The sequence below is a fragment of the Amycolatopsis sp. NPDC045836 genome (assembly GCF_056431745.1).
In genome coordinates this window covers 1-19,796 of the sequence record NZ_JBWKKF010000043.1, presented here as the reverse complement: position 1 = coordinate 19,796, position 19,796 = coordinate 1, and the positions used below count along the sequence as shown (strand labels likewise).

Sequence of the window (19,796 nt, the reverse complement as noted above, 5' to 3'; positions counted from 1 at the left end):
CTCAGCTGGCCGTCCAGGCGACCACGTCGGGACTGTGCCGGAGCGTGGCGATGCGGTTGTCGAGTTCGCGGCGGGCGCGGTGGTCGCCGCGGTGCGCGCGCCGCAGGAACGAGCCGAGCGTGTGCAGATCGCGCATTCCCGTGAGCACCGTGATACCTGGCCATCCTCGTGGGTCGTGACCGTAGGCGGAGACGAAGCGGTCGATGTCACCGACACTGCGGCCGAAGCGCATTCCCTGGATGGTGTTGGCCAGGTCGAGTTCGCGCATTCCCCAGGCGGTTTCGTCCCAGTCGCCGAGAACAGTGCCCTGGGTGGTGAGCAGCGTGTTGCCTGGATAGGCGTCGCCGTGGATGAGGCCGTGGCCCAGCTCCGAGTGAAGATCGGCGAACTGCGCGAGGAGCTCACTGGCCCGGTCACCGATCCACGCGGTGCTGTCGCGGTCGAGCACGGTGGTGGCTTCGAGCGTGCTGGTCAGGTCAGCCAAGGGCCTGTACGGGGGCAGGGTGATGTCAGGGTCCGGGAGCCGGTGCAGTTCCCGCAGCAGTGTTCCCAGGTCCGCGCAGTCCGGTCGTGCCGTGTCGGGTTGCGGGTAGTGGTGCCAGAAGGTGACCGTGGAGTCGTCGACCACCACGGGCTGGTCGAGCGCCAGGGGTTCCGTGGCGGGAAATCCACGGCCGATGAGCCAGCGGGTGATCTCGACTGCGCGCTGGGCGCGTTCGGCGTTCACGGTGCCGCGGGCGACCTTGATCACCGTGTTCTCGAGGGGGAGGAGGAAGACGTCGCTGGCGTGCTGGCGCAGGGCTGTGGCGCCGTCACTGCGCAGTCCCACGTGGGCGCAGGCACGCCGCACCACGTGGCCACGATGGGGGGAAAGCACGCTCCGATGGTAACGGGGCAGGGTTGGTCCGGGTTTTGCTCAAGCTGTGTGCGAGGTCCAGGGAGCGCGTTGTCGACCTGGCGAACGCGCAGCGCGGCGGGAAGGCGAGGGTGGGTTGGAGGGCGTCGTGTGTTTGCCGTCTATGTTCCCCTCGGCGATGTGCGCGTTGACGATGTCCAGCCGCGCAAGAGTTTCGTCGCCGTAGGAGCGTTCTTCTGCCGGACCCGTCTGGTAGCCAGCGGGAGCAACATCACCGAGGCGCCGCTCCCGCCGCCGGAGCACGGCCATCCGAACGGCCGCCGCGGCGGGGCCAGCCGCGGTCGGCGCTTCCGCCTCGATCGTCGCCCGTTCGGGTGGTTGAAGGGTGAAGTCCATGCATCAGCTCCACGCCTGGACAAACCGCTGGTCAGTCGGGTTGTGTCCGGCCGTGGCGTCAGCGGCGGCGCCCGGAACGAGAAAGGCCCCAGCGAGCAGATGAGCAGGACAGGTGCGGCGCCTACACCGGCGTGGCCGAGCTGGGAGACGATCGCGGATGGACGCCCGCGATGATCGCGCAGTTCCCCGGCGAGCCGGGCCACACCCGGCCCGATCCCGGCGGCCGCAACGCGCCGCGGGTCGAGTTGTGGTGGTCCACCCGCGTCGAGGAGATCGAGGACACCGCGGCCTTCCAGCAGCGCTTATGGCAGGCGTCCGAACGAGGAAAGGCAGTCCCCGGGACCAGGGGCGGGAGTGAGCGGCGCCGATGAACTCGTCCACGCTACTGCAGGAGCAGTACGCCGAGGTGCTGCTGAGGTTCCGCTGCCACGACCTGCCGCTGACCGCGGCGATCGCCGAGCTCACCCGCTGGCCCGCCGCCCGCGCGTCGTTGACGGCACCGACCGGGCGGGCCAGCGCCGAACGCTTCGGCGTCGGGAAGGTCAAGCTGCGCGACGTCCGCGACGCCTGCTACACCCTGCACCTCGGGCTCCCGCCCTTCGACGCCGACACCCCAGACCGCCGCGCGGCCTCGGCGACGCCGGCCCATCCCCCGCCGGACGGCTGCCGGGCCCACTTCACAGACCTACTGGCCTGCGCTGATGGCAGTCTACCCAGCGAGGCGAGAACCTTGCGCACGAACGCTTCGCCGAGGGCGGTGGCCGAGTAGGGGTCTTGGCCGGTAACCAGTTCGCGATCCTCGACGACCTTGCTGCCCATCGGCAGCACGGTCTGCTCGATCACGGCGCCGCAGGTGGTCAGCAGTTGGGTCGGGTCCTCTTTGAGAGGTCCGGGAAGCGGCGCGCCAGTGGCACGGTGGTCAGCAGGGTGTCCACGACGGTCCTGAAGCACGTCATCCGATAGCCGTCATAGATCCATCGGCCGCCGGGCGATGGGGCGGCGGCCAGCGCGGCCGGTGCGTGGCAGATCAGGCCGGTTGGTCGTTGGGTGTCGTGGAAGTACTGCATGAGGGCACCGAAGTGCTTGTTGGGCGAGTCCGCCGCGAACGCATCCGCGTGGAGCAGGTCCACCAAGGGGGCGTGCCCGCCGGGTACGAACACGGCATCGAAGCCGGACAGCCGCTGCTCATCACGAGCGAGGCCGGCCAGATCGGCCGGGGTGCCAAGGCCCAGACCGAGCAGCCGGGTGAAGCTGGCGAGCGCGGCATCGCGGCGGTGCGGGACAGGCCGAAGTAGAGCAGGCTGCACGAGGTGCCGTCGATCGTCGGGACCGTGCCGCCCGGGTCGCGAACGACAACTCGAAACCCGCTCTCAGCATGGCGTCGGCCGGCTCGATCAGTTCGCCCAGGTAGGTACCGGTCGGCGCGCTGCGCCCGTTGCGCAGCGGAATCCGATCCGCAGCCGAGACCACCACGAGCACCCGCAGTGCGGTTGCGGCTGGCGCGGCGTTTCCCGTGTCGGTCACCGTGTCATCACTGGGTCTGCAACGCGTGCACGACGGCCTCGGCGACGGCGCGGGCACTGGCCGGGTTCTGGCCGGTGATCAGCCGGCCATCGGTGACGACGTGGGCGTCGAAGGGCTTGTCGGCGATGCTGTAGTGCCCGCCGCGGCTGGTCAGCTCATCTTGCAGGCTGAACGGGACGGCATCGGCGCGCTGGGCGGCTTCCTCCTCCGCCCAGGAGAACCCGGTCACATTCTTGCCCTTGACCAGCGGGTCACCGCCCTCGATCGTGACGTCGAGCAGACCGGCCGGACCGTGGCAGACCGCCGAGACAATCCGGCCGCTGTCGTAGAACCGGGCGGTCAACGCGGCCAGGTCCTGGTCGCGGAAGTCGAACATCACCCCATGCCCGCCGGTGAAGTAGATCGCGTCGTAGTCCTCGACGGTGACGTCGCCGGCCTTCTTGGTGTTCTCCAGCAGGTCCATGAACTCGCGGTCGTGGTAGCGCTGGTCGGTGCCCAGTTCGCTGAGCACGTCGTGGGCCAGGCTTTCCGGGTCGATCGGCACATACCCGCCGGCCGGGCTGGCAATGTCCAGTTCGAACCCGTGGTCGTGGGCGTAGTCGTAGAAGTGGGTCAGCTCGCCGAGCCACAGCCCGGTGCGCATCCCTACCTTCTCGTACTCGCGAGCGTTCGTGACGATGATCAGGATCTTGTTCCTGGCAGCCACCGCAGTCTCCCGGTTCTGGCGGACATCAACCTTCCTCACCCCCGTCTACCCCCATCGGCTTGGGCTTACTCGCCACAATCGCATCCATGAGCTGCGTCCAGGATTTTCGCCAGGACGCGGGGGCGTCCTCGGCCCGGCACAGTCTGACCGGTCCGGCCTCAACCGCGGTCGGCACAGAGTGTGCCGCACCCGTAGCGCCGGTAGTACTCGGTTGTCCAGGCCACGACGGCGTTGGTGACCAGCGTCAGGCACCACGCCCGTCCACGGCATCGAGCTGGCAGGAGCGCAGCACCCGCGGCGCAATATCGGCGGTGACCGTGGTGGTCAGGCGGGGGTTCCTGCGGAGATCACGGGAGACAGCGCGGACGCAGCGGCGGCGCCCGCAGGTGCCCATAGCGGTGAGCTCACCGTCGTCGCGCGGCGCCCGGCAGCAGCTGCTGGTGGACGTTCACTCCCCCGGCGGGATCTGCCGCGCACGGCGGTGCGCCTGCAGCAGCAGGTCCTCCCCCGGCCGCCTGCAAGGCCCGGACGAACTGCCCCCGTGGGCAGCGGGGCGAACGCGCCGCTCGTGCTCAGCGGTGAGTCGTCCTCGCAGGTACCCGGGTGGCCATGGCGGTCTGATCGCCGGGTGCGGCCATCCGCCGCACTCCCGGAGTGGTCACTTCGGGTTCTGCGTTGGGTGTGCGCTTTGCCGAGCAAAGCTCTCGGCAGGTCTGTTACCCGGCAGAAGTGCCTACTCAACACTCCACGGGAACGGAAGGTCGTCTGTGAGTCCTTGGAAAAATTGATCAATGGCACGGTCGATGTGCGCGCGCGGCACCACGTCTTTCAGGCTGAAATTTCCCAGCTGTCCACCGCATGACAATTCAACGTTGCCCGTTGCGGCGTCTGGATTGTGAAGCTGGATTAGTGCACCACTTCGGGTTTCGCCATAGACAAGAAACAAATCTGGGCCACCGGAGATGGACAGATGTTCGAAAGGCTGGTCCCGCTTCAACGAAACCTCAGTATGGACCTCCCCGTCCAGGCGATCGACAGCCTCAGAAACTTGCTTTCGACTCGGAGCTTCAGTCTCCTCAAATGAGACCTTCACTCCGGTCCAGGTGTCCAGTGACATCTGCATGAAACCGTACCTTGTTACCCTTCTGTCCACGGGTGGGCGCTGATGGCCGTCGCGTGGCGTCGACCCATACCTGCCTGACGGCAGTGTAAACGTCAAGCAACTCTAAGCCAAGACCGGCCCAGCGTTTCTTGGCCCGCTGAAAGACTTGCGCTTCTGCGTGAGTCTTTGCCTGCGCATTGACAAGAAGGTCGATGTCCATCTTGCGAGAATTGCGCCCGCAATGGGAAGCTCCGCCCATATCCAGCCGCCGGCCGTGTGTTGACCTTCTGCAGACCCAGCAACCGGCATGCCTTCTTCTCTCGATAACGCGCCAAGTCTTCAACTATTTCATCTCGGTCGACTCGAGCGTGGTCCGGGCGCACCAGCATGCCGCGGGCGCCCGGAAAGGGGATGCGGCGACGGCGTCGAAGTCCTCGCCTCCGACGGGGAAGGACTTGGGCGCTCCCGCGGCGGGCTGAGCACCAAGATCCACCTCGCCGTCGACGGGCGCGGCCTGCCGATGCGGTTCCTGCTCACCCCAGGCCAAGCCGGCGATAACCCGCAGCTGGTTGCGTTGCTGGACGGGATCGGTATCGCCCGGCTCGGGCCGGGACGTCCGCGATGCCGCCCGGAGACGGTGATCGCGGACAAGGCGTATTCGCCTCCCTCGACCCGGCAGGCGCTGCGGAACCGGCAGAACACGTTCGTCAGCCCCGAGTGGGACGAACGGTGTTTCAACCGGCTCAAGCAGTCCCGTGCCCTGGCCACCCACTACGCCAAAAGAGCCGCCTACTACCAGGCCGAACTCACCATCGCCGCCATCGTGCCCTGGCTCCGATGACTTACCGGACAGCTCCTAGCTTGAGTTTCAACTTTCGGGTGGTGTTTGCCCACCCCTGTTGATCATGAACGCAGCCCTTGGTCGATCATTCCTTCTTGCGGCAGCCGGAAGATCGATCAAGGGCTGCGGTGATCAGTTTGCCTGATGGCAGTAACAGACGTGCCAATGGGAGCTGTCGAGGTTCCGGCAGCAGGTCTGTGAGTCTCTGGACCGGCGGGCGGACGCGTTGTTCGAGCTGGTCGACGCGGTGTTGTGTACTGATGGGCCGGTGCGGTCGGTCGCGGAGTTGTCACTGGCGGGCGAGCATCGCCGTGGGTATGGCAGTGGGTATGCCGCGCTCGCGCGGCGCGATGGACATACCGCGGTTGCAGACCGCGCTGAGCGCGGTGCCGATCCCGCGGGCCGCGGACGGGCGGCTGGTGCTGGCAGTGGATCTGACCTGCTGGTTGCGTCCGGAAGCGCACACCTGCCCGCAGCGGGTCCTGTGTCACACCTATGGGCGGGGCAAGGACCAGCACATGATGGGTGCCGGGCTGGCCCTACTCCGTCGTCGTCGCGCTGGAATCAGGGCGCGGTTCGTGGACCGCGCCGCTGGATGCGGTCCGGCTCGCGCCCGGGGACAACGCCGCGAGCGTGACCGCCCGGCAGATCCGCAGTGTGGTGGATCGCCTGGTCACCGCCGGGCACTGGCGGCCGGGAGACCCGCACATCCTGCTGGTCGCCGACGCCGGCTACGACGGCCCCCGGCCGGCCCGCGTGCTGGCCGACCTTCCGATCACCGTCCTGGTGCGGATGCGCACTGATCGGGTCCTGACCCCGCCGAACCGGTTAAAACTCAAGCTAGGCATGAGCACGCCACCCAGGAGACGCGCTCCAGCGTCGGTCGCGAGGTCGCCGCACACCTCGAATCCCGGGCATCTCAATGTGCGGATTGGCCGCGAATTCCCTGGACGATTTCCGGAGTGCGATCCGAAGCCGGAGTCCGGCACTTCGGCGGCGCCTGGCCGGTGGCTGCCAGCACGCCAACCGATTCGCTTCTTGTTTTGATTGGCGTCGGCATCAGTCCAGATGGTTCGACATTCGCCGCCACCCAAGGATCCTCTTACGGTGTCGACTTCACGGCGCCGATTACCCCGGGCAGTTCGGCCTCGACGAGGTAGGCGTCCTCGGTCTCGGTCACGTCGGCCGACGGCGACCACGTCCGGGCACTGTCGTCCAGACACCCGGCCACCGAGTCCATTCGGCGGCCCAGCTGGCGATAGAGGTCCTCGAACTCCCGGAACGGGTTTCACCGGCCCACCGGACCGGACGATCGCACGGCTGGCCGGGTCATGGCTCCACCTCCGAACGATCACTCAGGGACAGGTGCGGATTCCAGGCGCGCGCCTTCATCTCCTATGGCGAACTTGCGCGCCGCCGTGCGCCCATATTCAAGTCAAGCCGGCTCAACTTGTGTGCCCGGCGGAGGCGGGAGTGCTAGGCGCTGCTCGGGAGGGCACCGTCGGTCAACTCGCCGAGGGCGGCTTCTCCTGCACATCGGATTCTTTCTGCTCGTCGTCTTCGTCTTGGTCGAGCGCCGGAGGGCCGAGCCCATCATGCTGTTGCGCTTCGTCGTCGATCGGTTGCGGGGCAGCGCGTTCGCGATCATGCTGCTCGTCAACCCCGCGGCGTATGCGTTCCCTTGTTGCTGACCTACTACCCGTGGACCTATCCGGTCTCGGCCAGGCGCTGGCGTAGTGCCGTCATGGCGTCGGCGAGTTGAGTGAGACCGGGTTCCTCGATGGGGTAGTGACCGCACCCGTCGAGGAGTACCTCGGTGGTGGCCGCCTTGATCCGGTTGAGGAAGCGAATGCTGAGCCCGGGTGGTGTCCACCGGTCCTCGGCGGGGTGGACGAGGGTCACCGGTGCCGCGTCGAACGTCTCCGGTGCGGTGGGGCGGAAGGCGAGGAAGCTGGCCAGGAAGCCGAGCGGAACGCGGGCGCCACCCCCCTTGGGGTCGGTGGCGCAGAGGCGGGACAGTGCGGGGTTGTTGCTCATCTTGTTCATGTCGACGAGCCATCGGATGGGCACGAGCCGCTCGCCGGCGGCGCGGTCGAGCGCACCGAGAACAGCGGGGGCGAACCGGCCGGTGGCGCTGAAGCGGGCGGCGGCACGGCGGGCGTCCGGGCGGGAGGGGTCGAGCAGGCAGGTCGCCACGACGGCGGCGACCTGCCGGGTGCGGGCGGCGACCTCGTAGGCGAGCATTCCTCCCATGCTGGCGCCGACGAGCACCAGCGGGCGGTCGTCGGCACGGCGTTCGGCGGTGACGAGGTCGCACAGCAGGTCGATCCAGGTCTCGTAGCGGACGCGGCCGGGATGTGGTTCGACGGTGTCACCGTAGAGCGGCAGGTCGGGCAGCAGGATATCGCCCACCTCACCGGCGGCGATGCCGGCGAAGGGCCACAGCGCGCCGGAATAGCCGCCCGCGCCGTGGATGGCGACCACCCGCACCGGCGCGTCGGGATCAGTGGCGCGGGCGATGTGCACCCGGCGCCCGCGCCAGTCCCACCAGGTCGACCGCGGCGCCGTCAGTGTGTGGTCACGGTAGTGCGGCGGCAGGAAGCGCGCATAATCTGTGCTGGTCACCGCAATATCGTCGGCATCGGCGATACGGGTGGGCAACTCGCGTTTGGAGGGCGATGAGCGGGCCGCGCAAGATCCCGTCCCAGCAGCGCTCGCGGTTCACCTACGAGGTGATCCTGCAGGCGGCTGCTCGCGTTTTCGATGCCGAGGGGATGGCGGCGACGACCAACCGGATCGCCGAACGTGCCGGGGTGTCGGTCGGATCGCTCTACCAGTACTTCCCGGACAAGCGGGCGCTGTTGCACGAGTTGGCCTTGCGCCACCTCGACCACGCCGAGGCGGCGTTCGCCGACGCGCTGGACCGGATCCGGGCAACCCGGCCGGCGCTGGAGGCGGTCGTGGCCGAGCTGGTGACGCTGGCGGTGCGGGAGAACACCCCGCTTGCCAGAGCGCACCAGGTGATGCGCGAGCACGCGCCACGGACCCGTGACCTCGAACGCCGCTTCCAGCGTTTGCTCGAGCTGGTGGTGGACGGCCTGGTCGGCTATCTCGATCCGCCACCGCCATGGCACGAAGAGACCCGGCTGCGGGTACGGCTCATCGTCGCCGGGCTGGACAGCCAGATCCACCAGATCGTGCTGGCCGGCGCTTCAGCCGATGAACGTGCCGCCCGGACGCGGCTGGTGATCGAACAAACCGTGCCCGTGATCCGCGGTGACCAGATGTGGCGGTGGCGCTGATGACCGGGAACCTCTGCAAGTAGGGGACGAACTCGTCGTACCGGGGGGCGTTATCCTGCCGCGGTCCCGCGCGCGGCGAGGAAGCCTTGCCGGCACAGCGCATTCATGCGCCCTCGCAGCATCATTCCGGTATTTCTTCCGGCCTTGCTGAAGGTGACTTCTCTGTGCACAGTTCCTGCCCGGGGCGTGGCAGGCGCGCTCGACCGTGGCTGGAAGCCGGTTCCGTGGCGGCGAGCGCCGGTCGGGGCCCGCGAGGCCGGAGGCCGTCGCAGGTGATTTCTATCAGGCGTTGTTGTGCGGCACCGTCGTCGTTGCGGGCGATGCAGCCGGTGATGAGGGCCTTCACGTCGGCGGTGTCGACGTCCTCGCGGACGGCGCCGGCCTGTTGGGCCGCGGCGAGCAGGCCGGTCATGGCGGCGTTGAAGTCGTGGATGGCCGTCGACGCCACCGCTCGGAGGTCGAAGCCGGCGCCGGTGAGGGCGTCGCCGACGGCGTGGTCGGCGGCGCCCTGCCGGACCAGCAGCGCGAAGAAGGTGAAGAACGCCGTCGCCGGTCCCTCGTGCGCGGTGATGTCCTCGGCGCTGCGGACGAGGTGTTCGATCCGGTGCAGCGCGACCGCCCGGAACAACGCCTCCTTGGTGGGGAAGTGCCGGGTGACGGTGCCGGCGCTGACACCGGCCCGGCGGGCGATCTCGCGGATCGGCACCGCGGCACCGTGCTCGGCGAAGGCGGCGAACGCCTCTTCCAGCACTCGCGCCTGGTTGCGCCGGCCGTCGGCGCGCTGCGGCTTGACCGGGGTGGGTTCCGAGGGTGGCATCGCAGCGATGGTAAACCGCTCCGATCAGCCGTGGAGTGGCCGCGTCCCGCTGATCTCGTAGCGCATGACCGCCACGCTGCGTACGTGCGGCACCGGTGAGGCGATCCCGGCCAGGTGGGCGTCGAGGTGCGCCTCGGATTCCCACCGTTCGTAGACGTTGACCCGGTCCGGCTCGATCGGGTCGGCCGCCACCACGTAGTCCAGGCAGCCCGGCTTGGCTCGGGTCCGGCGCAGGGCCGGGGCGAGGTCTGCCAGGAGTGCCTCGCGGTGTTCTGGGTCGACATAGCCGGTTCCGGCGACGATGAGCATGGGCTGGCCTCCGCGGGTTGACGAGTTGGCTGCTACCGGGGCACTGTAGCAGCTATCCGGTACACGTGTACCGGATAGCTGATCGAGGAGACCCCATGCGCTTGGCCATTTTCGGCGCGACCGGACGAGCCGGCCGCGTTGTGGTCGAACACGCCCTCCAGCACGGCCACGAGGTCAACGCGCTCACCCGCGACCCGGCCCGGATCAGTCCGCGCCCACGGCTTCACGTCGTCGGCGGCGACGTGCTCGACCCCGCGGCAGTGGCCAGGACGCTCGAAGGCGCCGACGCGGTAGTCAGCACCTTGGGACGGCCACGGCGAGGTCCCGACCTCTGCACCGAGGGCATCCGCACGGTGTTGTCCCACGGCCCTCGCCGCCTCGTCGTCCTGAGCAACTACGGCGTCGCGGACAGCCGCCATCCCACCGCGTACGTCCGGGTGTCGTGGCTGCTCCAGCGAGCCGTGCTCCGCGACAAGGAGCGGATGGAAGCCCTCCTGCGGAGCAGCGACTCCGACTGGACCGTGGTGCGCGCACCGATCCTGACCAACGGTCCCCGCACCGGCGACTACCGCACCGGCACCGAACTCCGGCTTTCCTTCACCGACAGGGTTTCCCGCGCCGACATCGCGGAGTTCATGCTCGCCGAACTCCGCGACGGCACCTACCTGCGCCGGGCCGTGGCCATCAACGCCGTCCGAACCTGACGCTCAGGCGGATGCCCCGATCACCCGCCGAACAGGGCCCGGCCGGACTGGCGCACGGCCGCCGCGGCGTCCCGGACGCACGGCAGGGCGCGCAACGCGTGCTCGACCTCTCCGAGTTCCACCCGGGTGAACGCGGAGGCCGAGCTGCCCTCGGACGGGGTGGTCGCGTTCCGGTCGCCGCGGAGCTGGGCACCTCCCCCGATGCGCCAGCAAGTGGGTCAACCGACACCGCCGCTTCGGCGAGAACGGCCTGCTTGACCAGCCCAGCGTGCCGCATCGCCGCCGAGCTCACCGCCGATGGGATCAGCATCTCCGTGCGCACCGTCGGCCGAATCCCGCTGCAGTTCGGCCTGAACCGGCGCCGGTTCCTCGACCACATCGGCGCCACCAGCGGGGCCCCACGCCGGATCAGCACACGAGTGGCCGTGGCCGGGTCACCACGCCGTCGCAACCGCGGTCGCCGAACTGGTCCGCTCGTCACTGTGGATTTCAGCCGTAGGCGACGACACCGGAGCGGCCGTTGATGACTGTACGCATGAATGCTCTACGTCGTGCGTGACCACAGTCGTTGCCTACAGGCAATTCGGGCATATATGACCGTTTTATCTGGCAATTCCCCCTTTTCTCTCCTCTGCCCATATTTGTTGCGAACATATCGGCTCGCGGGGCGCGCCGGGATGTTGACCGCCAGCCAGCGTTCACGGTCGTCCAGGGGGAACCATGGCACCACATCTGCGTGCCCAGGCAGCCTCGCCAGGTGCGCGCTGCTGGGCGAGAGGGGCGAACCAGACTTCGATGCCGGTCGCGGGAAACGTCGTGACCGTGGTGGGCCTGGTGGACCGGCCGATCGATACCGAGACGGCGTGGTCCGTGGCACGTCGCATGCACGGCTCGCGCCGGAGATGCCTTCGCCGAAGGGCTGGCCGAAGCCGGTTTCCACCCGGGGAAGCGCGAACGGGTGGCCTGGCTCTCCGCTGCCGACCTGGCTGAAACGAGGCCCGATTCCGGTTCCACCGCACCGCGACGAGCGCACGCGCGAAGGCCGTCCCTCTCGAAAAGCCGACTCAGCGCGCCTCGTGCCTGCCACACCGCGGTGCAACGCTGGGCGCCGACGACCACGGCTGCTCCCCCCGAGGTCATCGACCATCAGGGCGAGAGAAACACTGGAATAATCGGATTTCGTGACACGGTTACCGGTCCTTTACGGACACATTTGCTTTGTCGTCTTTTCGGGTGATGTATCTTCGAATACCGGCACCGGACAGGGACAGCGCGGTTTCCCGCTGGCTAGCATCGCGGTGTTCCCGGACGGACGGCGCGCATCCCCTTTGCGCACTTCTGCCCAGTTCACCACTTTCGTCGGGAGGTCGCGAGCGTGCGCTCGCCACGAAAAGCCAGCAACAGGAACGGATCCCGCCACTCGGGTGAGGGTTCGGCGACGTCCGCCCTGCTACGGCTCGGCCGATATCTGACCCGCGCGGAAAGTTCGGCGGATTTGCACTCGGTATACCACACCGGCGGCCGGGAGGGTGACGCTTTCTACCGCGATCGGTGGAGCCACGACAAAGTGGTCCCGTCCACCCACGGGGTGAATTGCACCGGTTCCTGCCGCTGGAACGTTTACGTTTCCGACGGCATCATCACCTGGGAGAGCCAGGATCCGGACTATCCCACCGTCGGCCCGGACAAACCGGAATACGAACCGCGCGGCTGCCCGCGTGGCGCCTCTTTTTCGTGGTATTCCTACTCGCCGACGAGGGTGCGTTTCCCGTATGCGCGGGGCGTGCTGGTGGAAATGTACCGCGAGGCGCTGGAGGTGCACGGCGACCCGGTGGTGGCCTGGGCCGCGGTGGTGGACGACCCGCTGAAGAGGTCGGTCTACCAGCGTGCCCGCGGAAAGGGCGGGCTGGTCCGGGTGAGCTGGGCCGAAGCCACCGAAATGGCTGCCGCGGCGCACGTGCACGCGATCTCCCGCTACGGTCCGGACCGGGTCGCCGGCTTCTCCCCGATCCCGGCGATGTCGATGGTGTCGCACGCGGTCGGCTCCCGGTTCATGGCCCTGCTCGGCGCGCCGATGCTGTCGTTCTACGACTGGTACGCCGACCTGCCGGTGGCTTCGCCGCAGGTGTTCGGCGACCAGACCGACGTGCCCGAGTCCGCGGACTGGTGGGACGCGGCGTACCTGGTGATGTGGGGTTCGAACGTGCCGGTGACGCGAACCCCGGACGCCCACTGGATGGCCGAGGCGCGCTACCGCGGGCAGAAGGTGGTGGTGGTCTCCCCCGACTACGCCGACAACACCAAGTTCGCCGACGAGTGGCTGGCCCCGCACCCCGGCACCGACGCCGCGCTGGCGATCGCCATGGGCCACGTCATCCTCACCGAGTTCTTCACCGAACGGCAGGTGCCCTACTTCACCGACTACGTCCGCCGGTTCACCGATCTGCCGTTCCTGGTGACGCTGACCGAGCGTGACGACGCGTACGTGCCGTCGAAGTTCCTCACCGCCGCCGATCTCGGCGACACCGGCAGCGCCGAGCCGGAGTGGAAGACCGTGCTGCTCGACGAGCGCACCGGCGAACCCGTGGTGCCCAACGGCTCGATCGGCTTCCGCTGGAACGAGCACGACCGGGGCCGCTGGAACCTCGACCTCGGAGACGTGGTGCCGAGGCTGAGCCTGCACGGAGGCCCCGGCCCCCGCGCGGTCGAGGTGCTGCTGCCGCGGTTCGACGTGACCGGTGTGCTGCGGCGCGGGGTGCCTGCCACCGAGGTGGGCGGGCGGCTGGTCACCACGGTGTTCGACCTGCTGCTGGCGCAGTACGGCGTGCGGCGGGCCGGGCTGCCGGGCCACTGGCCGTCGGGGTACGGCGATCCCGCCGAACCGGGTACGCCCGCCTGGCAACAGGAACTCACCTCGGTCCCGGCCGATCGCGTGGTGCGGATCGCCAGGGAGTTCGCCGAGACCGCCGAAGCCTCACGCGGGCGCTGCATGATCCTGATGGGCGCGGGCACCAATCACTGGTTCCACTCCGACACCATCTACCGGTCCTTCCTCGCGTTGCTGACGATGACCGGCTGCCAGGGCCGCAACAGCGGCGGCTGGGCGCACTACGTCGGCCAGGAGAAGGTGCGGCCGCTGACCGGGCACGCCACGCTGGCCGGCGCGCTGGACTGGGTGCGCCCGCCGCGCCAGATGATCGGCACCGCCTACTGGTACCTGCACACCGGGCAGTGGCGCTACGACGCACTGCGCAACGACGAGCTGCGTTCCCCGCTGGCCACCGGTGACCTGGGCGGGACCAGTGCGGCCGACACGCTGGCGTTGTCGGCCCGGCTCGGCTGGATGCCCTCGTTCCCCACCTTCGACCGCAACCCGCTCGGCCTGGTCGACGAGGCCGAGGCGGCCGGGGCCGACCCGGTCCGGCACGTCACCACCCGGCTGCGCGAGGGCACGCTGGGCTTCGCCGCCGAGGACCCGGACGAACCGCGGAACTGGCCGCGTGTGCTCACCGTGTGGCGGTCGAACCTGCTCGGTTCGTCGGCCAAGGGTCACGAGTACTTCCTGCGGCACCTGCTGGGCACCGACGCGAACGTGCGCGGGGCCGAAGCGCCGCCGGGGTCGCGGCCGAGGTCGGTGCGGTGGCACGACACCGCCCCCGAGGGCAAGCTGGATCTGCTGCTGGCGCTGGACTACCGGATGACCAGCACCACGCTGTTCGCCGATCTCGTGCTGCCCGCCGCTACGTGGTACGAAAAGCACGACCTGTCCTCGACCGACATGCACCCGTTCGTGCACTCGTTCAACGCCGCGGTCGACCCGCCGTGGCAGACCCGCACCGATTTCGAGGCCTTCCACGCGATCGCGCGGCGGTTCAGCGAACTCGCCGAGACGCACCTCGGCGTCCGCAAGGATCTGGTGGCCACGCCGATGACGCACGACACGCCGTCGGAAACCGCGCAGCCGGGCGGAGTCGTGCGTGACTGGCGTGACGATGGCGTCGAGCCGATCCCCGGCGTCACCCTGCCCCAGCTGACCGTCGTGGAACGCGATTACCCCGCCGTGGCGGCGAAACTGGCCACGCTCGGGCCGCTGCTGGACAAGCTCGGCGCCACCAGCAAGGGGGTGACCTACGACGTCGGCGAAGAACTGGACTGGCTGCGCGCGAAGAACGGCGTCGCCACCACCGGAGCCGGTCAGGGCCAGGCGCTGATCGACACCGACATCCGCGCCGCGGACGCGGTGCTCGCGTTGTCCGGCACCACCAACGGGCGGCTGGCCACGCAGGGCTTCCGCGACCTGGAAAAGCGGGTCGGCACCGAACTGGCGCACCTGGCGGCCGAGCACGAAGGCAAGCGGGTCTCCTTCGCCGACACCAGGGCCCGGCCGGTTCCGGTGCTCACCAGCCCGGAGTGGTCCGGCAGCGAAAGCGGCGGCCGCCGGTACTCGGCGTTCGTGATCAACGTCGAGCACGGCAAGCCGTGGCACACGCTCACCGGCCGCCAGCACTTCTTCCTCGACCACGACTGGCTGCACGAACTCGGTGAGGCGCTGCCGGTCTACCGGCCACCGCTGGACCTGCACCGGCTCACCGGGGAGCCGGCCGGCGGCCAGGTCACCGTCCGGTACCTGACCCCGCACAGCAAGTGGTCCATCCACTCGACCTACCAGGACAACCTGCACATGCTCACGCTCTCCCGCGGCGGGCAGGCGATCTGGCTGAGCCCGGCCGACGCGGCAGCCATCGGCGCCAAGGACAACGACTGGATCGAGGCGGTCAACCGCAACGGGGTGGTGGTGGCCCGCGCGATCGTGTCCCACCGCATGCCCGAGGGCACCGTGTTCCTCTACCACGCCCAGGACCGCGCGGTGAACGTGCCGCGCAGCGAAGCGGCCGGCAAGCGCGGTGGCACGCACAACTCGCTGACCCGGCTGCTGCTCAAACCCACCCATCTCATCGGCGGCTACGCCCAGCTGTCCTTCGGCTTCAACTACCTCGGCCCCACCGGCAACCAGCGCGACGAGATCACCACGATCCGCCGCCGTTCCCAGGAGGTGCGTTACTGATGCGGGTACTGGCGCAACTGGCCATGGTGATGAACCTGGACAAGTGCATCGGCTGCCACACCTGCTCGGTGACCTGCAAGCAGGCGTGGACCAACCGGGCGGGCACCGAGTACGCCTGGTTCAACAACGTCGAAACCCGTCCCGGGCAAGGATATCCGCGGCGCTACGAGGACCAGGAACGCTGGAAGGGCGGCTGGGAGCGCACCGCCAAGGGCAAGCTGCGGCTGCGCGCGGGCGGGCGGCTGACGCGGCTCGGCTCGCTGTTCGCCAACCCGAACCTGCCGGAGATCGCCGACTACTACGAGCCGTGGACCTACGACTACGCCACCCTCATCGAAGCCCCGCTCGGCGACGACGTGCCCACCGCCGCGCCGCGCTCGGCCATCACCGGTGCCCCCGCACAGCCTTCGTGGGGGCCGAACTGGGATGACGACCTCGGCGGGTCCACCGAGCACGGCGTGAAGGACCCGATCGCCGAGAAGCTGCGCGACGAACTCGGCATCGAGATCAAGTTCGAGTTCGAGCAGAGCTTCATGTTCTACCTGCCGCGCATCTGCGAGCACTGCCTCAACCCGTCCTGTGTGGCCAGTTGCCCGTCCGGCGCGATGTACAAGCGCGTGGAGGACGGGATCGTGCTGGTCGACCAGGACCGGTGCCGCGGCTGGCGCATGTGCGTGACCGGCTGCCCGTACAAGAAGGTCTACTTCAACCACAAGACCGGCAAGGCCGAGAAGTGCACTTTCTGCTACCCCAGGGTGGAGGCCGGTCAGCCCACGGTGTGCTCGGAAACCTGCGTCGGGCGGCTGCGCTACATCGGCGTGCTGCTCTACGACGCCGACCGCGTCGCCGAAGCCGCCTCGGTGCCCGACGAGCACGACCTCTACCCGGCGCAGCTCGACCTGCTGCTCGATCCGCACGACCCGGCGGTGCGGCGGGCCGCCGAAGCCGCCGGTATCCCCCACGACTGGCTCACCGCGGCCCAGCGGTCCCCGGTGTACCAGCTGATCCACGACTACCGGCTGGCGCTGCCGCTGCACCCGGAATACCGCACCATGCCGATGGTCTGGTACATCCCGCCGCTGTCGCCCGTGGTCGACGCGCTCAGCGGTACCGGGCACGACGGCGAGCACCGCGGCAACCTCTTCGGTGCCATCGACGCGCTGCGGATCCCGGTGGAGTACCTGGCCGAGTTGTTCACCGCGGGCGATGTGGCACCGGTCCGGCGGTCGTTGCGCCGCCTGGCCGCCATGCGGTCGTACCTGCGCGCGGTCAACCTCGGGCAGGAGACCGACGAGGACATCCCCGCTTCGGTCGGCCTGACCGGCGAACAGCTTTTCGCCATGCACCGGCTGCTCGCGCTGGCCAAGTACGACGAGCGCTACGTCATCCCGACCGCGGGCATCGGTCAGGCCCACGACCTGGAGGCCGTCGCCACCCGGTGCAGCCTCGACACCGACGGCGGACCCGGTATGGGCGGTGCGTCCAGTGGGTCCGCGGTGGACCTCGCCAGCTGGGACGCCGGCGCCCGCCCGGACGCGTTGTTCCCGACGCTGGGCAACGACCGGTGACGCGCAACCCCGTGCCCCTGTGGCAGGTCGCCGGCTGGTGCCTGCAATACCCCGACGAAGCCGTGCTGGGCAAGCTCGGGCTGCTGCGTGCCTGCCTGGCCGAGATTTCCGGCCCCGCCGAACTCGTCGAGACCGTCGACTACCTGGACAACGGCGACCCCGGCGCGCTGGCCGCGCACTACATCGAGGTCTTCGACGGCAAACCCCGGCGAACCCTGCACCTGAGCTGGTTCCTCGACGGCGACACCCGCCGCCGCGGCGAAACGCTGGCTGGCCTGCGCCGGTTCTACCGCACGCACGGGTTCGCCCCGGCCGAGAACGAGCTGCCCGACTTCCTGCCGCTGGTGCTGGAGTTCGCCGCGGCAGCCGGTCCCGCCGCGGCCGCGCCGGTGCTCACCCGCCTGCGCCCGGCGGTGGACCTGCTGCACCGGCACCTGTCCACCCCGGACACCCCCTATCGCGGCACGGTGGCCGCGGTGCTGGCCACGCTGCCGCCCGCCCCCGCCACGCCGCCCGCCGATCCGCCGGTCGAGCTGGTCGGCCTCGACCCGTTCCCGCGCGCCGGAGGTGGCCGATGAGTTCCGGATTCGACCTGCTGCTCTGGGGTGCCGCGCCCTATGCGGCGATCGTCCTGCTGGCGGGCGGCACCGTCTGGCGCTACCGGCACGACAAGTTCGGCTGGACCAGCCGCTCCAGTCAGCTGCACGAGTCACGGCTGCTGCGGGTGGCCAGCCCGGTGTTCCACGCCGGCCTGCTCATGGTGCTCGGCGGGCACGTGCTCGGGCTGGGGGTGCCCAAGGGGGTCACCGAGTTCGCCGGGCTCACCGAGCACGACTACCACCTGGTCTCCCTCGGGCTCGGCACGCTCGCCGGGGTGGTCGCGCTCGGCGGGCTCGGCATGCTGCTGTGGCGGCGGCTGCGGGTGCCCGCGGTGCGACGGTCCACCTCGGTCAGCGACCGGTTCGTGTACGTGGTGCTCGTGCTGGTGGTGCTCGCCGGACTGGCCACCACGGTGGTGGACAACGGCATCCGCGGCGGGTACGACTACCGCGAGACGGTCGCGCCGTGGTTCCGCGGCATCCTGCTGCTGGACCCCCAGCCGGAGCTGATGGCCTCGGCACCGCTGGACTACCGGTTGCACACCGCACTGGGCATGGTGCTGTTCGCGCTGTGGCCGTTCTCGCGGCTGGTGCACGCCTTCAGCGCGCCGGTGCGGTACCTCTTGCGGCCCTACGTGGTCTACCGGCGCCGCGAGCCCGGCCGGGTCGGCACTCGCAACCCGCGCCGCGGCTGGGAATGAACCGGGGGCGGCGCGCCGCATACGCGGCACTGAGCGCGTTCGGCTGCATCGTGCTCATCGGCCTGTGCGCCGTGCTCAGCGGGGCACCGCTGCTGTTCCCCTCACTGGGCCCCACCGCGTACCTGGTGTTCACCACCCCAGCGGCACCGGCGGCCAGCCCGCGCAACACCGTGCTCGGGCACCTGGCCGGGGTGCTCGCCGGACTGGCCGGGCTCGCCACCACGGGCCTGCTCACCGCCGCCCCGGACCTGACCCACCCCAGCTGGGCCCGGGTCGGGGCCGCGGCACTGGCACTGAGCCTGACCTGCGCGGCGATGGCCGCGCTCGGCACCCCGCACCCACCAGCCGGGGCGACCACCCTGATCATCGCGCTCGGCCTGCTGCACACCCCGTCGCACCTGGTCGCCATCCTGGCCGGCGTGGTGTTGCTCGCCGGGCTTGCCGTACTGGTCAACAAGCTGTTCGGCGTGCCCTACCCCTGGTGGCACCAGGCCGGCGTGACGGCCGCGAGTTGATGCGGTGCCACCCGTGAACGACATCGTGGGCCGGTGGGAGCGGATGCGCTGGCAGGTCACCGGTCCCGGCGGGACGGTGCTGCACCCCTTCGGCGAGCACGCCGGCGGCAGCGTGCTCTGCACGTCCGGCGGCTGGATGTCCGGCCACCCATGGGCGGACGAGCGACCCGCGGTGCCCGGGAACAACCCGCTCGGTAGACCGGGCGGCCGCCTACTCCACCTACGTCGCCCACACCGGCGCCTACGAGATCGAGGACGGCTACCTCGTGCACCAGGTGACCTCCGCCCTGTTCCCAACTGGTCCGGCCAAGAGCAGATCCGCCACTACACCCTCGCCGGCGACCGGCTCGTTCTCCGCACCCCGCCACCGGACGCCGGCCAGGGCGCGCTGGTCCACGAACTCGAATGGCGCCGGACCGAACGCTGGGCGTGACCACAGCCAGTGCGGGGACGCAACGCGCGGAAGGCCTCAAGCTGCCGCCGTTGGTATTCGGCGTCGTCCGAGTCGGACGACGCCGCGTCGGTGGCGCGGTCATAGGCGGCTGCACCGTGAGTCAGACCCCATGATCTGAGCTGGCGAACCGTGGGTGTGGCCGCAGCCGAAGCCTCGCTGGCCAGCTCGGTGAAGGGCGCCCTCCGCCGGTGCCGTCGCCAGGAGCAGTACGCCGGAACCCAGAGTGCCGGGCGGTCCGGCAGAGGACTACTCCGGGACCGCGGCTGTGACCTGATGACGCAGCCGGAAGCTCAGCGGGCCGAAGCGGTGCCCGAGCTGAGCTGACGGCCGCGAGCTG

At 69.5% G+C, this 19,796-nt stretch carries 20 protein-coding genes and 2 pseudogenes; 14 read left to right on the top strand and 8 right to left on the bottom strand.

From position 1 onward, the window contains the following. Nucleotide 1 precedes the first annotated feature (1 nt). Nucleotides 2-853, bottom strand: coding sequence for a phosphotransferase family protein (locus AC07EG_RS39550; RefSeq protein ID WP_478258421.1), 852 nt, complete (start codon nucleotides 851-853; stop codon nucleotides 2-4). Nucleotides 854-1,422: 569 nt separating this feature from the next. Between AC07EG_RS39550 and AC07EG_RS39545 the strand changes: the two genes are divergently transcribed. Both AC07EG_RS39545 and AC07EG_RS39540 read left to right on the top strand, forming a co-directional pair. Continuing rightward, nucleotides 1,423-1,623, top strand: coding sequence for a hypothetical protein (locus AC07EG_RS39545; protein WP_478258420.1), 201 nt, complete (start codon nucleotides 1,423-1,425; stop codon nucleotides 1,621-1,623). Further along, nucleotides 1,620-2,021: a hypothetical protein gene (locus AC07EG_RS39540; RefSeq protein ID WP_478258419.1), complete on the top strand. Its 402-nt coding sequence runs from the start codon at nucleotides 1,620-1,622 to the stop codon at nucleotides 2,019-2,021. Before AC07EG_RS39545 ends, AC07EG_RS39540 begins: the two co-directional genes overlap by 4 nt. Before the next feature lie 88 nt (nucleotides 2,022-2,109). Here AC07EG_RS39540 and AC07EG_RS39535 read toward each other — a convergent pair whose 3' ends face one another. The 3 genes from AC07EG_RS39535 to AC07EG_RS39525 all read right to left on the bottom strand — a co-directional run bounded on the left by AC07EG_RS39535 (nucleotide 2,110) and on the right by AC07EG_RS39525 (nucleotide 4,605). Beyond that, on the bottom strand, nucleotides 2,110-2,559 hold the full coding sequence (locus AC07EG_RS39535) for a hypothetical protein (protein WP_478258418.1): 450 nt from the start codon (nucleotides 2,557-2,559) through the stop codon (nucleotides 2,110-2,112). 224 nt (nucleotides 2,560-2,783) lie between these two features. Beyond that, nucleotides 2,784-3,482: a type 1 glutamine amidotransferase domain-containing protein gene (locus AC07EG_RS39530; RefSeq protein WP_478258417.1), complete on the bottom strand. Its 699-nt coding sequence runs from the start codon at nucleotides 3,480-3,482 to the stop codon at nucleotides 2,784-2,786. A gap of 733 nt (nucleotides 3,483-4,215) precedes the next feature. Continuing rightward, the gene (locus AC07EG_RS39525; RefSeq protein WP_478258416.1) at nucleotides 4,216-4,605 is read right to left on the bottom strand and encodes a hypothetical protein; all 390 of its coding nucleotides are present in this window, start codon (nucleotides 4,603-4,605) and stop codon (nucleotides 4,216-4,218) included. Between the two features lie 286 nt (nucleotides 4,606-4,891). Between AC07EG_RS39525 and AC07EG_RS39520 the strand changes: the two genes are divergently transcribed. The 3 genes and pseudogenes from AC07EG_RS39520 to AC07EG_RS39510 all read left to right on the top strand — a co-directional run bounded on the left by AC07EG_RS39520 (nucleotide 4,892) and on the right by AC07EG_RS39510 (nucleotide 6,472). Further along, the gene (locus AC07EG_RS39520) at nucleotides 4,892-5,425 is read left to right on the top strand and encodes a transposase (RefSeq protein ID WP_478258415.1); all 534 of its coding nucleotides are present in this window, start codon (nucleotides 4,892-4,894) and stop codon (nucleotides 5,423-5,425) included. 260 nt (nucleotides 5,426-5,685) lie between these two features. Then, nucleotides 5,686-5,904 (top strand): annotated as a pseudogene (locus AC07EG_RS39515) (hypothetical protein); the annotation flags it as partial. 46 nt (nucleotides 5,905-5,950) lie between these two features. Continuing rightward, nucleotides 5,951-6,472 (top strand): transposase, encoded by a 522-nt coding sequence (locus tag AC07EG_RS39510; protein ID WP_478258414.1) that lies wholly within the window; start codon nucleotides 5,951-5,953, stop codon nucleotides 6,470-6,472. A 55-nt stretch (nucleotides 6,473-6,527) separates the two neighbouring features. Here the strand turns inward: AC07EG_RS39510 and AC07EG_RS39505 are convergent, their stop codons facing one another. After that, nucleotides 6,528-6,656, bottom strand: coding sequence for a hypothetical protein (locus AC07EG_RS39505; protein WP_478258413.1), 129 nt, complete (start codon nucleotides 6,654-6,656; stop codon nucleotides 6,528-6,530). Nucleotides 6,657-7,132: 476 nt separating this feature from the next. After that, nucleotides 7,133-8,050, bottom strand: coding sequence for an alpha/beta hydrolase (locus tag AC07EG_RS39500; RefSeq protein ID WP_478258412.1), 918 nt, complete (start codon nucleotides 8,048-8,050; stop codon nucleotides 7,133-7,135). 107 nt (nucleotides 8,051-8,157) lie between these two features. On the opposite strand from AC07EG_RS39500, the gene AC07EG_RS39495 reads away from it, so the two are divergent. Continuing rightward, nucleotides 8,158-8,727, top strand: coding sequence for a TetR/AcrR family transcriptional regulator (locus AC07EG_RS39495; protein WP_478258411.1), 570 nt, complete (start codon nucleotides 8,158-8,160; stop codon nucleotides 8,725-8,727). Nucleotides 8,728-8,848: 121 nt separating this feature from the next. Here the strand turns inward: AC07EG_RS39495 and AC07EG_RS39490 are convergent, their stop codons facing one another. Next, entirely contained in the window at nucleotides 8,849-9,544 is a 696-nt protein-coding gene (locus AC07EG_RS39490; protein WP_478258410.1) for a TetR/AcrR family transcriptional regulator, read from the bottom strand. 24 nt (nucleotides 9,545-9,568) lie between these two features. After that, nucleotides 9,569-9,853 carry a putative quinol monooxygenase gene (locus AC07EG_RS39485; protein WP_478258409.1) on the bottom strand — a complete coding sequence of 95 codons (285 nt, stop codon included), beginning with the start codon at nucleotides 9,851-9,853 and terminating at the stop codon, nucleotides 9,569-9,571. A 95-nt stretch (nucleotides 9,854-9,948) separates the two neighbouring features. Here AC07EG_RS39485 and AC07EG_RS39480 point away from each other — a divergent pair, with 95 nt between their 5' ends. The 8 genes and pseudogenes from AC07EG_RS39480 (at nucleotide 9,949) to AC07EG_RS39445 (ending at nucleotide 19,438) form a co-directional block, all read left to right on the top strand. Beyond that, nucleotides 9,949-10,557, top strand: coding sequence for an NAD(P)-dependent oxidoreductase (locus tag AC07EG_RS39480; protein ID WP_478258408.1), 609 nt, complete (start codon nucleotides 9,949-9,951; stop codon nucleotides 10,555-10,557). Nucleotides 10,558-10,730: 173 nt separating this feature from the next. After that, a pseudogene (locus tag AC07EG_RS39475) lies at nucleotides 10,731-10,967 on the top strand (leucine zipper domain-containing protein); the annotation flags it as partial. A gap of 965 nt (nucleotides 10,968-11,932) precedes the next feature. Then, complete coding sequence (locus AC07EG_RS39470; protein WP_478258407.1) at nucleotides 11,933-15,622, top strand: nitrate reductase subunit alpha; 3,690 nt, start codon at nucleotides 11,933-11,935, stop codon at nucleotides 15,620-15,622. After that, the gene (gene narH / locus AC07EG_RS39465; protein WP_478258406.1) at nucleotides 15,622-17,190 is read left to right on the top strand and encodes a nitrate reductase subunit beta; all 1,569 of its coding nucleotides are present in this window, start codon (nucleotides 15,622-15,624) and stop codon (nucleotides 17,188-17,190) included. The genes AC07EG_RS39470 and narH overlap by 1 nt, the downstream gene beginning before the upstream one ends. Then, nucleotides 17,187-17,768: a nitrate reductase molybdenum cofactor assembly chaperone gene (gene narJ, locus AC07EG_RS39460; protein ID WP_478258405.1), complete on the top strand. Its 582-nt coding sequence runs from the start codon at nucleotides 17,187-17,189 to the stop codon at nucleotides 17,766-17,768. Before narH ends, narJ begins: the two co-directional genes overlap by 4 nt. Next, entirely contained in the window at nucleotides 17,765-18,490 is a 726-nt protein-coding gene (gene narI / locus AC07EG_RS39455) for a respiratory nitrate reductase subunit gamma (RefSeq protein ID WP_478258404.1), read from the top strand. The genes narJ and narI overlap by 4 nt, the downstream gene beginning before the upstream one ends. Beyond that, nucleotides 18,487-19,005, top strand: a complete 519-nt coding sequence (locus tag AC07EG_RS39450) for an HPP family protein (RefSeq protein WP_478258403.1) — start codon at nucleotides 18,487-18,489, stop codon at nucleotides 19,003-19,005. Before narI ends, AC07EG_RS39450 begins: the two co-directional genes overlap by 4 nt. Nucleotides 19,006-19,018: 13 nt before the next feature. Further along, complete coding sequence (locus AC07EG_RS39445) at nucleotides 19,019-19,438, top strand: lipocalin-like domain-containing protein (protein ID WP_478258402.1); 420 nt, start codon at nucleotides 19,019-19,021, stop codon at nucleotides 19,436-19,438. Nucleotides 19,439-19,796 lie beyond the last annotated feature (358 nt).

Excerpts from the sequence above, each read along its gene's own strand:
- AC07EG_RS39545 (WP_478258420.1), top strand. The coding sequence starts at position 1,423 with ATGATCGCGCAGTTCCCCGGCGAGCCGGGCCACACCCGGCCCGATCCC.
- AC07EG_RS39490 (WP_478258410.1), bottom strand. The coding sequence starts at position 9,544 with ATGCCACCCTCGGAACCCACCCCGGTCAAGCCGCAGCGCGCCGACGGC.
- AC07EG_RS39540 (WP_478258419.1), top strand. The coding sequence starts at position 1,620 with ATGAACTCGTCCACGCTACTGCAGGAGCAGTACGCCGAGGTGCTGCTG.
- AC07EG_RS39525 (WP_478258416.1), bottom strand. The coding sequence starts at position 4,605 with ATGCAGATGTCACTGGACACCTGGACCGGAGTGAAGGTCTCATTTGAG.
- narI (WP_478258404.1), top strand. The coding sequence starts at position 17,765 with ATGAGTTCCGGATTCGACCTGCTGCTCTGGGGTGCCGCGCCCTATGCG.
- AC07EG_RS39520 (WP_478258415.1), top strand. The coding sequence starts at position 4,892 with ATGCCTTCTTCTCTCGATAACGCGCCAAGTCTTCAACTATTTCATCTC.
- AC07EG_RS39450 (WP_478258403.1), top strand. The coding sequence starts at position 18,487 with ATGAACCGGGGGCGGCGCGCCGCATACGCGGCACTGAGCGCGTTCGGC.
- AC07EG_RS39480 (WP_478258408.1), top strand. The coding sequence starts at position 9,949 with ATGCGCTTGGCCATTTTCGGCGCGACCGGACGAGCCGGCCGCGTTGTG.
- narH (WP_478258406.1), top strand. The coding sequence starts at position 15,622 with ATGCGGGTACTGGCGCAACTGGCCATGGTGATGAACCTGGACAAGTGC.
- AC07EG_RS39485 (WP_478258409.1), bottom strand. The coding sequence starts at position 9,853 with ATGCTCATCGTCGCCGGAACCGGCTATGTCGACCCAGAACACCGCGAG.